Source organism: Dyella sp. GSA-30 (assembly GCF_027924605.1).
Taxonomy (GTDB): Bacteria; Pseudomonadota; Gammaproteobacteria; order Xanthomonadales; family Rhodanobacteraceae; genus GSA-30.
The window spans coordinates 2,702,318-2,714,079 of sequence record NZ_AP027042.1; the positions used below are offsets into that span (position 1 = coordinate 2,702,318).

Annotated in this window: 13 protein-coding genes; 7 read left to right on the plus strand and 6 right to left on the minus strand. The window is 61.5% G+C overall.

The features are described 5' to 3' along the window. Positions 1-21: 21 nt before the first annotated feature. Complete coding sequence (locus QMG46_RS11920; RefSeq protein WP_281852741.1) at positions 22-714, minus strand: methionine ABC transporter permease; 693 nt, start codon at positions 712-714, stop codon at positions 22-24. After that, a complete protein-coding gene (locus tag QMG46_RS11925) occupies positions 711-1,721 on the minus strand; it encodes a methionine ABC transporter ATP-binding protein (protein ID WP_281852742.1) in 1,011 nt (336 codons plus the stop codon). Before QMG46_RS11925 ends, QMG46_RS11920 begins: the two co-directional genes overlap by 4 nt. A 121-nt stretch (positions 1,722-1,842) precedes the next feature. Between QMG46_RS11925 and QMG46_RS11930 the strand changes: the two genes are divergently transcribed. Further along, positions 1,843-2,322, plus strand: coding sequence for a glutathione peroxidase (locus QMG46_RS11930; protein ID WP_281852743.1), 480 nt, complete (start codon positions 1,843-1,845; stop codon positions 2,320-2,322). Between the two features lie 82 nt (positions 2,323-2,404). Here the strand turns inward: QMG46_RS11930 and dacB are convergent, their stop codons facing one another. Next, positions 2,405-3,964, minus strand: a complete 1,560-nt coding sequence (gene dacB / locus QMG46_RS11935) for a D-alanyl-D-alanine carboxypeptidase/D-alanyl-D-alanine endopeptidase (RefSeq protein ID WP_281852744.1) — start codon at positions 3,962-3,964, stop codon at positions 2,405-2,407. A 123-nt stretch (positions 3,965-4,087) separates the two neighbouring features. Here dacB and QMG46_RS11940 point away from each other — a divergent pair, with 123 nt between their 5' ends. Together QMG46_RS11940 and QMG46_RS11945 are read left to right on the plus strand one after the other, a co-directional pair. Further along, entirely contained in the window at positions 4,088-4,570 is a 483-nt protein-coding gene (locus QMG46_RS11940; protein ID WP_345781796.1) for an FKBP-type peptidyl-prolyl cis-trans isomerase, read from the plus strand. 67 nt (positions 4,571-4,637) lie between these two features. After that, positions 4,638-5,819 (plus strand): FAD-dependent oxidoreductase, encoded by a 1,182-nt coding sequence (locus QMG46_RS11945; protein WP_281852745.1) that lies wholly within the window; start codon positions 4,638-4,640, stop codon positions 5,817-5,819. Positions 5,820-5,838: 19 nt separating this feature from the next. On the opposite strand, the gene QMG46_RS11950 is transcribed toward QMG46_RS11945, so the two are convergent. Together QMG46_RS11950 and QMG46_RS11955 are read right to left on the minus strand one after the other, a co-directional pair. Further along, positions 5,839-6,930, minus strand: a complete 1,092-nt coding sequence (locus tag QMG46_RS11950) for a phospholipase A (RefSeq protein WP_281852747.1) — start codon at positions 6,928-6,930, stop codon at positions 5,839-5,841. A 137-nt stretch (positions 6,931-7,067) separates the two neighbouring features. Continuing rightward, on the minus strand, positions 7,068-7,607 hold the full coding sequence (locus QMG46_RS11955; RefSeq protein WP_281852748.1) for an EF-hand domain-containing protein: 540 nt from the start codon (positions 7,605-7,607) through the stop codon (positions 7,068-7,070). A gap of 127 nt (positions 7,608-7,734) precedes the next feature. Here QMG46_RS11955 and QMG46_RS11960 point away from each other — a divergent pair, with 127 nt between their 5' ends. Continuing rightward, the gene (locus tag QMG46_RS11960) at positions 7,735-9,021 is read left to right on the plus strand and encodes a winged helix-turn-helix domain-containing protein (RefSeq protein WP_281852749.1); all 1,287 of its coding nucleotides are present in this window, start codon (positions 7,735-7,737) and stop codon (positions 9,019-9,021) included. A gap of 180 nt (positions 9,022-9,201) precedes the next feature. On the opposite strand, the gene QMG46_RS11965 is transcribed toward QMG46_RS11960, so the two are convergent. Continuing rightward, entirely contained in the window at positions 9,202-9,663 is a 462-nt protein-coding gene (locus QMG46_RS11965; RefSeq protein WP_281852750.1) for a hypothetical protein, read from the minus strand. A 369-nt stretch (positions 9,664-10,032) separates the two neighbouring features. Between QMG46_RS11965 and QMG46_RS11970 the strand changes: the two genes are divergently transcribed. The 3 genes from QMG46_RS11970 to QMG46_RS11980 all read left to right on the plus strand — a co-directional run bounded on the left by QMG46_RS11970 (position 10,033) and on the right by QMG46_RS11980 (position 11,707). Continuing rightward, positions 10,033-10,242, plus strand: a complete 210-nt coding sequence (locus QMG46_RS11970; protein ID WP_281852751.1) for a cold-shock protein — start codon at positions 10,033-10,035, stop codon at positions 10,240-10,242. Positions 10,243-10,527: 285 nt separating this feature from the next. After that, complete coding sequence (locus QMG46_RS11975; RefSeq protein ID WP_281852752.1) at positions 10,528-10,737, plus strand: cold-shock protein; 210 nt, start codon at positions 10,528-10,530, stop codon at positions 10,735-10,737. A gap of 94 nt (positions 10,738-10,831) precedes the next feature. Next, positions 10,832-11,707 (plus strand): alpha/beta hydrolase family protein, encoded by an 876-nt coding sequence (locus QMG46_RS11980; protein ID WP_345781797.1) that lies wholly within the window; start codon positions 10,832-10,834, stop codon positions 11,705-11,707. Positions 11,708-11,762 lie beyond the last annotated feature (55 nt).

Here is an 11,762-nt window from a genome sequence, read left to right on the forward strand (position 1 = left end):
ATGGCTGTTCGATATGCCTTTTCAGCGTTGACTGAAATGGGCCACCACGCGGTCGCCGATCATCTGCAGCAATTGCACCAGCACGATCAGCAGAAACACCGTCACGACCATGTAGTCGGATTTGTAGCTGAGATAGCCATAGCGATAGGCCAGGTCGCCCAGGCCGCCCGCACCGATGGCGCCACCCATCGCGGTATAGGCGACCAGGGCGATCGCGGTGACCGTGATACCGGCGATGATGCCGGGACGGGCTTCGGGCAACAGTACATGACGCACGATCTGCCAGGTGGTGGCACCCATGGCCTGGCTTGCTTCGATCACGCCGCGCTCGACTTCGCGCAGGGCGGTTTCCACCAGACGCGCGAAGAACGGCGCCGCGCCGATCACCAGGGGCGGGATCGCACCGCGGATGCCCAGCTTGGTGCCCACCAGAATATGGGTCAGCGGCATCAGCACGATCATCAGGATGATGAAGGGAATCGAACGCAGGATATTCACGACCAGAGACAGCAGCCCGTAGAACTTCGGCATCTCGCGTATCTGGCCCTTGCCGGTGAGGTAGAGCAGCACACCGAGCGGCAGGCCGATCAGCACGGTCAGCGCAAGCGAGCCGCCGAGCATCAGCAGCGTATCGATGCAGGCATGACCGAGTTCGCCCCAGTCGTCGATATTGGGGAACAGTTGATGCAACGGCGTAGCGAAAGCGAATGTCATCGAGCGATTTCCTCTACGTCGATACCGGCGGCACGCAATGAACTCAAGGCCTGATCGACGCCCGCGCCCTGCATGGCGAGTGTGAGTTGGCCGTAAGGCAGGTCCTTGATGCGGTCGATGCGCCCGGCCAGGATATTGAAATCCACGCCGGTCTCGCGGGTGACGCGCCCCAGCGTCGGCGACCAGGTCGCTTCGCCACGAAACGACAGGCGCAGGATGCGTCCGGGGACCTGGGCGTAGATCGATTTTCCGCCGGCCGCTTCCTCGGGCAACGCTTCATCGACAAAACGCCGGGTGGTGTCGTGTTGTGGGTGCAGGAATACATCGGCGACGTTGCCGTGTTCGACGATGCGTCCGCCATCGAGGACGGCGACGCGATCGCATACCCGTCGTACGACATCCATTTCGTGGGTGATCAGCACGATGGTCAGTTTCAGCTCGCGATTGATCTGCGCCAGCAGTTCGAGCACGGATGCGGTGGTTTGCGGATCGAGTGCGCTGGTGGCTTCGTCGCACAGCAGGATCGATGGATGGTTGGCCAGGGCCCGTGCTATGCCTACGCGCTGCTTCTGTCCGCCGGAGAGCTGGGAAGGGTATTTGTCCGCATGTGCAGTCAGGCCGACACGTTCGAGCAACTCGTCGACCCGGCGGCGGATCGCACCCGGGTCGCGCTCCCCGGCCAGACGCATCGGGAAGGCGATATTGTCCGCTACCGTCTGCGAGGACAGCAGGTTGAAGTGCTGGAAAATCATGCCGATGTGACGACGCTGAGCCCGTAACGCGGCATCGTCCAGGGCGGTCAGCTCCACGTCCCCGATCAGGATCCGGCCGCCGCTGGGGCGTTCGAGCAGGTTGATCAGCCGTATAAGCGTCGATTTGCCGGCGCCGGAGTGGCCGATGATGCCAAAGACCTCGCCGTCGGCGATGTCCAGGCTAAACGGCTGCAATGCGGGAATGTCCTTGCCGTCGACGCGATAGGACTTGTGAACATCGACAAAGCGGATCACGGCAGGCCTGAAAAGGAAGTGGTCGGGGCGGCATTATGCCAGTCGGCGGGGTAGGAGGCTTGTCGGCGCAGGGCGAGCGGGACTGGCGTAAACTGCGGCTTCTTTACCGGAGCCTAGAGCCATGACTTCCGTTTACGACTTTTCCGCACGCGATATTGACGGTAACGAGCGCTCACTCGCCGAATGGCGCGGCAAGACCCTGTTGATCGTCAATGTCGCCTCCAAGTGCGGTTTTACACCGCAGTACAAAGGCCTGGAGGAGCTGTGGCGTCAATACGGCGGCCAGGGCGTGGCGGTGCTGGGCTTCCCCTGCGACCAGTTTGGTCATCAGGAGCCGGGCAACGAGGACGAGATCAAGAACTTCTGCTCGACCAGCTATGACGTCAGCTTTCCGATGTTCGCCAAGATCGAGGTCAATGGCGACAACGCCCATCCGCTTTATCAGTGGCTGAAGAAAGAGGGCAAGGGCATCCTGGGCAGCGAAGGGATCAAGTGGAACTTCACCAAGTTCCTGGTCGATGGCGAAGGGCAGGTGGTGAAGCGCTACGCACCGACGGATACGCCGGAGAAGATTGCGCGGGATCTCAAGCTCGGGGCGTGATTCCTCGCTTACCCTATCTTGTAGGAGCGACTTCAGTCGCGACCCACCGTGACGTCACGGCCGGTCGCGACTAAAGTCGCTCCTACAAGCTAGCTGGATTCTTGCTTAGTTGGGCCAGCATCACTGCAATCGCATCCACATCCCGGCTGGCACTCGGCGCACCTTCCGGTGGCTCGTAATTGTTGAGCATGATGGCGAAGGCCAGGCGTTCGCCGGAGGCGGCGGTGACATAGCCGGCCAGACAGTGCACCAGGCTCATGCTGCCGGTCTTGGCGCGCACATTGTTTTCCGCTGCCGTCTTGCGCATCCGCCATTGCAGGGTGCCGTCCACGCCAGCCAGCGGTACGGCGTCGTAAACCACCTTGGCATAGGGTTGCGCGGCAAGAAAGCTGAGCACGCGTGTCATGGTTTCCGGCGTGGCCAGATCGCGCCTCGACAGACCCGAGCCTTCTTCGATCAGGCTGGCCCGTGCCGGTACGCCGATGCGATCGAGCAGATTGCGCAGGGCGCGGATGCCCCAGGCCTCGGTGGTGATAAAACCAGTCGGTGGTGAAGGCTGCTGCATGGCATCGGCCTGCGCCTTGGCGCCAGCGACGAGCAGCAAATTCTGCATGTACAGATTCTGCGAGCGCTTAAGGCCCTGATGCAGAATGTCCGCAACGGCGGGCGACAGCACCTGTGCCAGTACCACGGTATCGTTGCGATACGCGGCGTCGCTTTGTGGCCAGTGCACGGTGCGCAATACGCCATCGACATGTACACCGTGACGTGCGAGCGCATCGAGCAGACGTTGGCCAGCGACACGCGCGGGGTCGACCATCGCCAGCTTGTAATTGAGCATCGGCGAACCCGCTGCGATCGCACCAAATACATGCAGGGTGTTGCCGCCAGGCGCGCGATAGAGATTGATGTCGTTGCGCGTATGCGCCGCGCCGGTTGTCATGTCGTTGGCGAGCGAGGGGGCGGCATCGGTCGGGTCGAATGCGACCTGGACGGGCTTGTCGGTGCCGCGGCCCGGGCTGATCGTGATACCGACCAGATTGTCGTCCACGCTCAGTGCCGAGGTGGGCATGCCGAACCAGCTTTGCAGGTCGATCGCTTCCCAGCCCGAGCCCATCGACGGTGTCTGAAAATACGTATCGTCGGCGATGAGGTCGCCGGTCACCTTGCGCAAACCGCGTGCGGCCAGCTGTGACGCCAGTTGATCGGCCCAGTCGGCGGTGCTGGCATCGGCGCCCAGGGTCGGGTCGCCCATCCCATAGAGCAGCAGCGGACCATCCAGCTTGCCGGCCTGGATATCGTCCTTGGCCAGCACTTGTGTGGGAATGCGGTAATCGGGCCCCAGGCTGCTCAAGGCCAGCGCGGTGGTGAACAGCTTGGTCGTCGAGGCGGGCTGGAACAACTGGTCGGCGTGATGCACATACAACATGCGACCGCTGTCGAGCGAGACCACCGCGATGCCCCAGTTGGCCGCGGCAAAGCGGGGCTGGGCGATGAACGTGTCGATCTGGACGCCCAAGGGTACGGTGGCGCTGCCATCCGGCTGATCGGCGAAGGCGGGCGCGATCCATGCCAGGGCAGGCAGGATGCCGAGCAAAAGGGCGGCGAAACGGCGGCGCCCGAGGCCTCTGAGCGAAATCATGACGGGAGTATTCCAGATCGGCCGGGGGCCTGCATGACCGGTCCTGCACATGGGGTCTGTTACGCTTAGCGTTCGCGTCGGCTCGGATGAGCCGGCACCACCAAAGATATGAACGAGAACATCATGCAGATTGCCCCCCATAGTGTCGTTTCTTTCCACTACACGCTGACCGATGACCAGGGTCAGGTCGTCGACAGCTCGGACGGCCGCGAGCCGCTCACCTATCTGCAGGGCAGCGGCCAGATCGTGCCGGGCCTGGAGAAGGCGATGGAGGGTCGTCAGGCCGGTGACCAGTTCAAGGTCGACGTGCCCGCCGCCGAAGGCTATGGCGAGCGTCACGAGGAACTGGTGCAGGAAGTGCCGCGCGAAGCGTTCCAGGGCGTGGCCGATATCCAGCCCGGCATGCAGTTCCAGGGACGTGGCCCGCAGGGCGTCATCAATGTCACCGTGACCGCCGTCGACGGCGAAACCGTGCATATCGACGGTAACCATCCGTTGGCCGGCCAGACCCTGCATTTTGCGATCGAAGTGACCAGCGTGCGTGAGTCTTCCCAGGAAGAGCGCGAGCATGGCCACGTGCATGGCGAAGGCGGCCATCACCACTAAGCTTCAGTGCCTGGTGCTTGAAAGACGCCCGGCCATGCGCCGGGCGTTCTCTATCTGAGGGGATTGAATGCAGGGACGCTTACGTATCGCCATCGTCGGTTATGGCACGGCCGGTCAGGCCGCCGCGCTTTTCCTGAGCGCGCAAGGTCATCGCCTCAGTATTTTCGAGCAGGCACCCGTGCTGGGGCCGGTCGGTGCGGGCTTCTTGCTGCAGCCGACCGGGTTGGGCGTGCTCGATCGGCTGGGCTTGAGCAAGCCGATACTCGAACGGGGTCAGCGCATCGAGCGCCTCTACGGGGCAACGCCGAAAGGCCGCAGCGTGATGGACATGAGCTATCGGGACCATGCGCCCGATTGCTTTGGCCTCGGGCTGACGCGTGGCAGCCTGTTTGGTGTACTGCACGATGCTTATGCCGACGCGTCAGAGATTGCTGTCGGTACGCGCATCGACGCCATCGATAGTGGAGATACGCTTCTCGATAGCGAGGGGCGCAAGCATGGCCCGTTCGATCTTATCGTGGTCGCCGATGGCGCCCACTCGCGTCTGCGCGGACTCCACCCGAACAACATAAAGCGACAGAAGCTCTATCCATGGGGCGCCTTGTGGTGCCTGCTTCCAGCCGAATCCTGGGCCTATCCCGATCAATTGCAGCAGCGCTACGCGGGTACGCGCGAAATGATCGGCATGCTGCCGGTCGGGCAACGTACGGAGCATGCAGGGCGCTGGTTGACGTTCTATTTCAGTGTGCCCGGCGAGCAGCTCGACCACTTCGACGCGGCCGCACTGGCGCAGTTGCGAGAGCGCGTGGCGGCACTTTGGCCTGAGGTGGAGCCCTTGCTGGCGACGATTGCGGCGCCTGAGCAGATGCATCGCGCCCGCTATCGCGATGTGTTGTTGCGCGAACCGGCACAAGGAAAGGTCGTGTATATCGGCGATGCCGCGCACGCGATGAGCCCGCAGTTGGGCCAGGGTGTGAACATGGCTTTGCTCGACGCCGAAACGTTGGCCGATGCGTTGGCGCAATCGCCAAGCACTGATGACGCGCTAATGGCGTATCGCGATCGTCGTCGCGCGCATCTGGCGATCTACCAGCGCCTGAGTCGCTGGCTGACACCGTGGTTTCAGTCCGAGCGCAACAGCCTGGCCGGGGTGCGCGATCTCGGTTTCGGTCCGCTGGGAAGGTTCGCACTGACACGCGGGCACATGCTGCGCATTCTTACGGGAACCAAACAGAGCTGGTGGCACTGACTCGCCACCAGCCCCGCACTCAGTACCAATCCAGCAACGACACGCCGACGCCCAGGTAGGTGGCATTGTGGTTGTAATCGATCAGGCTTTCGCCATAACCCTTGAACAGTTCCGTATAGCCGCGCAGGTTGCCGATCAGCGGGAAGCTCCAGGTGAACTGCCCGGCACCATGGCTGCGACTGCCGCCGCGTAGCGAGTGGCGCAACATCAGGCCAAACTCCTGGCCGTTCCATTCATGGATGATCTGCATGTCCATGCGGCCCATGTAGTCGCTGATATTGGGGTTATCGTCGGTCTTGCTGTCCTCGGGAACACGCCACCAGGGGCGGAACATCACCACCCAGTCGTCGCGCTCGAAACCGAAGTTGGCGATCACCCGATTCCAGCTGCGCGAGAGCGGATTGGATCGGCCGTTCGATTGGTGATTGAAGCCGATGCCTGCCAAGCGCCCATCCCAGCCCAGCACCGAATAATCGGTGTTGAACATCAACATGGCTTCGGGTTCGTAGTTGGTTTCGCGGAAGGGCCGCGAGATCTGCGAGTTGTAGACCTGCCAGCGCGAGGATTGTGTGTAACCCACCCACAGGTCGCCGTTCTCGCCGAAGATGTTCTGCCAGACCTTGGTCTTCAGGCTCAGCTGAAACTTCGCTTCGACATTCTGCAATTGTTGCGGCGAGGTGACGTTGTTATCCGGGTTGGGGCTGCTTGGCTGGTCGTTCTGATTGCTGGTCGCAAACACCGGCATCACATAGACCGGCTTGTAGCCGCGGATATTGAACGTGCCCAGCTTGCTGTCGGGCGATAACTCCCAGCGCGAGTCGAGCAAGGAAAGCGGCTTGGACACTTCGCTGTTGCCGCTCGCTACCACTATTTTGTGGTCGCTGCGGTCCTTGGCGAAGATGCCCGGTATCTCGGTACTTTCGTCCTTGCGCTTTTGCGCGGCCGGCAGATTGTCGCGACCGGTGGCATGGTCATAGCAGGCCAGTCGCTGTGCATCGCTTTCGATGCCGGTACAGGCACGGATATCCAGCGGATTGGGGTTTTGGGCGTGGGCGGTATGCATCGCACAGGCAAGCATCCCCGCCGATACGATGGCAGTCGTTCGCTTCATCAGCTGCTGCTCCTTGAATCCCCTCAGGGGGCGCGAGCCTCGGAGTCTAACGCGTCGTCAGCTGGTCTCACAAAGAAAGCGCCGGTATGGCCGGCGCTTTCTGTGCAGCTCATCGCATCCATCGAATCAGACGTGCATCACTTCTTCACCCAGGCTTCGTATTCGCTCTTGCTGATACGGCCGTCGTGATTGCGGTCGGCGTATTTGAAGTCATTGGCGAGCAGCGGATAGGCCGATGCCTGAGATTCCGAGATCGACTTGCCGCCATTGGCCAGCTGCTCGAAGCTCGGTGCCGGCCCCGATGCTACCGGTGGCATGGACGAATTCACCCTTGCCGGTTGACCCTTGTCGGTGATCGTCTGCGTGGTGGATTGGCCCGGTTGCGGGGGAGGCGGCGGTGGCGGCTGCATCTGCTGCTGATCGCCAGAACTCGGCGGGGGAGGAGGTGGAGTTGCCTGCGTCTCCATCTGCTGCGGATCGGTCGATCCCGGCGGCGGAGGCGGTGGCGTGACCGATTGACCCTGCGGCGGCGGAGGCGGCGGCATCAGCGGTTGAGATTGCGGCTGCGGTGGTGTCGGCGGCTGTTGCGGCATGGATTGATCCTGTGCCCACAACGTTCCGGCAAACTGCAGCGAGCCGATCGCCAGAGCCGATAAGAGCATCTTTGAATGTTTCATCGTCGTCGCTCCGTGCCAGAATGCTGGCCTGTGAACTAGAGAGTTCATGCTGACGGATCGGAAGTGCATGCAACGTGTCCTCGGCAGCGCTGGATAAACGCAAGCTCAACAAACGCATCGAGGCCACGTGAAGTCATCGTTATCGTTGCATCAGCCTTCAGCGAATTCGTTTCCTGGTTTGAGCATTCAACAGGCACGTTGCCTGCAACTTGTCGCACAGGGCCTGCTTAAACCGTTGGGAAAGCGTACGCGGCGCGAGGACGTGGTGACTGCGATCGAACGCATGCGTCTTTTGCAGATCGACAGCATTCATGTGATTGCACGCAGCCCATACATGGTGCTGCATTCGCGCCTGGGAGCCTACGATCCGCAATGGCTCGACGATGCGCTCGAGCAAGGGCGCATCGTGGAGTGTTGGGCGCACGAAGCCTGTTTCGTGCCCGCATCCGACATCGCCTTGCATCGTGACTGGCGTTCACAACGTGGCATGCATTGGGCATACAAGAACGCAGAGCGCATGCAACGCGAACATCGTGTGGGCATGGACGACGTGCTGGCACATATCCGTGCCAAGGGCGCCGTTCGTACCGCTGATTTCACCGAAGGCGAGCGTCCGAGCGGCGCCTCCGGCTGGTGGTCGTGGAAGCCGGAGAAGCGCTGGCTGGAAGCGTGGTTTGCGTTGGGTGAGTTAATGGTGACGCGGCGGGAGCGATTTCAGCGTGTCTACGATCTGGCCGAACGCGTGCTCGAAAAGCTCGATCCGCCGTTCGATGCCGCGGCTTCAGCCCTGGATCATCCCAGTTTGCGTCGACGTTTTATTCTCGACGCGGTGCGCGCGTTGGGTGTCACTCAGGCGCGCTGGATTGCCGATTACTATCGTCTGAAACCCGCGGTGACCGAGCGGGAGTTGGCGCCGCTGTGCGCCGAAGGCGAGATCATCGAAGTTCGCGTCGACGGCTGGCCGGTAGCCGGTTATGTCCATCGCGATCACGCGTCGTCACTTGAGCAAGCCAGCCGGGGCAGGTTGCGCGCAAGCCACACGGCCTTGTTGTCGCCGTTCGATCCGCTGGTTTGGGATCGCGCACGTGCCTTGGCGATGTTCGACTTCGAGTACACGATCGAGTGCTATACGCCGCCGGCCAAGCGTACCTATGGTTATTACGTCCTGCCGATCCTGCATCGGGGCAAGCTGATTGGGCGCCTGGATGCGAAGGCGCATCGTGCCGAGGAGATGTTCGAGGTCAAAGTGCTTTACCTCGAACCTGGCGTCGAGGTGGATGAACGTCTGGTCGACGAACTGGCTGAGGCCATCCAGCTGACGGCGCGCTGGCATGCAACGCCCAAGGTGCGCATCGCGCGTTCGCGGCCGGCTGGTTTTGCTGCGGCGTTGCGTCGGCGCTTGGCCGGGGCTTGAGGGATTAAAAGCCCCCCCTCACCCCAACCCTCGCCCCCGGCATAGCCAGGGGAGAGGGAGTCGACTGAGGTGAACTTCGGTATTTCGCACTTGCGTAACCTGCCCCTTCTCCCCTGGCTATGCCGGGGAGAGGGCTGGGGTGAGGGGGCACAACAGGCGATGCGAAGCGAGCCTGCAGCTTTATTGGCCGCCGCCATTTACCACAGCCCCACCGCTACAGGATTTGCCATGCAGCACCTGATGCAGCTGGTTGGCCAGGGCGACACAGCGCGTGCCCAATTGAGGCCGCATGTCGGGATCCTGGGAATCTTCGATCAGGCTATGGCGCATCTGGTCGTAGCGGCTTTCAATCTGGTCGGGCGCGTAGATACCGGCAGCCCGGTGGCAGGCGACATAGCTGGCCAGGTAGTCGTCGCAGGCGGCAATGCCCGTCTTGGCCGGCAGGTCCGAGGACATTTCCGGCTGGGCTGGTGCCGTCGGCCTCGGTCTGGTTGAGGCACCGGAACGAGCGCTCGCGCCGGTCACCGTGGTGTGTGTGCTGCCGGTGGAGGAGGTATGGCGGGCGGGTTTGTCCGCACAGCCGGCCACGGTCAGGCCAGCGATGAGCGCCAACAAGGCAAGTCGAGCTGAGGAAGTGAACATGCGCGCGCTCCTGCGTAGCGGTGGATGCTTTGGCGGCGTCAGCATACCTGTCGCCGCCCTGTCGGCCACTAAACTATGCTCGTGGTAAAGGAAAACTGAAGGAAAACCTGTCGCACGAACGTGTTTAGACCGATCTTAAGCCGATCCAAGTCTCGTTATCGCATAAATAAATTCGCAATGGCGCGAATCTGGGCTATGATTCGCTAGCTGTGTTTGCCAGGGGTCACCAGAGTTTTGTGACCCGATGCCTCAGATCTGCGATCTGCCTCATCGCCTCACCCCTAGGGTTTCCTTAGCACACCAGTAAGCCGTCCGGGCCGTATTTTGTGGTTCGGACTGAGTCTTTCTATACCTTTAGGAGTGTTTTACATGTCAGATCGTCAGATCGGTACCGTCAAGTGGTTCAACGATGCCAAGGGTTTCGGCTTCATCAGCCGTGACAATGGCCCGGATGTTTTCGTGCATTTCCGCGCGATCCAGGGCAATGGCTTCAAGAGCCTCGCCGAAGGCCAGAAGGTTAGCTTCAAGGTCGTGCAGGGCCAGAAGGGCCTGCAGGCAGACGAAGTCAACGTCGCCTGAGCTAGCTCAAAAGTTGTAAGAAAAAGCCGGGCAGCAATGCCTGGCTTTTTTTATGACCAAATGTGAAGACGATTAATTGCACAAATAATCGGCCAATACCCACTTGTAATCCGAAAATCCGTTATGCTGGGGCCACTGTGTCTGCTAGGTCACGTGCGTGCCCCGATGTTCGGTTCCACAGAATCCTCACATCGCCTCACCCGAATTCCTGCATGCCCAGTAAGTCGTCGGCCAGAGGGGAGGCTGACTTGTCTCAGTATCGAGAAGAGTCGGAGTGAGTGAGTCATGTCGGATCGTGAGAATGGCACCGTAAAATGGTTCAACGACGCCAAGGGGTTCGGATTCATCAGTCGGGAGAAGGGAGCGGATGTTTTCGTCCATTTCCGTGCTATCCAGGGCACTGGCTTTAAGTCTCTCAAAGAGGGGCAGAAGGTCAGTTTCAAGGTAGTGCAGGGACAAAAGGGCGAGCAGGCCGAGGAAGTTCAGCCGCTCTGAGCGGTAGTTTCCGAAGCTTAGGTTTGTCGTTAAAGAAAAGGCCGGCGCTAGCCGGCCTTTTCTTTAACCATAGCCATTGAAGCCGAGAGCCTGCGTGCAGCCTGCCGATTCGGACACACCGATACACGAAACTGGATTACCCGTTACTGCCGCCGACGGTGCCACCACACAGTTATTGTGGCGTGCGCCGAAGATGCCAGCACATGAAGTGCTCTACTGGATGCCAGCCCTGGGCGTGGCCGCAAAACATTATCTGCCGCTGGCCGATGCCCTGGCCGCACGCGGTATCGCGGTGGCCATTCATGAATGGCGTGGCATCGGGTCGAGCAATCGCCGCGCCGGTCGCCAGACGGATTGGGCATACCGGCAATTGCTGGAGCTGGACATGCCGGCAGGCATCGCCACGGCGCGAAGCCAATGGCCAGACGCGCGGTACTGGATCGGTGGGCACAGTCTCGGTGGCCAGTTGGCCACGGTGTATGGCGCCCTCCATCCGCAAGCTTTCAGCGGCTTGGCCCTGGTCGCCAGCGGGGCGCCTTACTGGCGCCGGTTCCCGCGATCCTGGCTGATCGGCTTGGCCTATGTCGCCGCGCCCTGGCTGGCGCGACTGGTGGGACATCTGCCCGGGCGTCGTATCGGTTTTGGCGGCAACGAAGCGCGTGGCGTGATCGACGATTGGGCGCGGACCGGCCGTACCGGGCGATACGCGGCGCGTGACATGGCCGACGATATGGAAGCGAAGCTCGCCGCATTGCATTGGCCGATCCTGACGCAGCGCATGCACGACGACTGGTTGGTGCCGGAGACGTCGCTCGACTGGTTGCTCGGCAAGATGCCGCTCGCGTCGCGTCGCTCGTATGTTCTTGCATCGAGCGAACTCGGTCATGTGCGCGCGGATCATTTCAGCTGGATGAAAGCGCCCGGCGCCATCGCTGGACATATCGCCGATTGGATCGACAGCGGCACTTGAACTGGCCGGAAACGAGGGCACTTAGCCGTGATGCCTTTCTTCTGAGATGAACGGA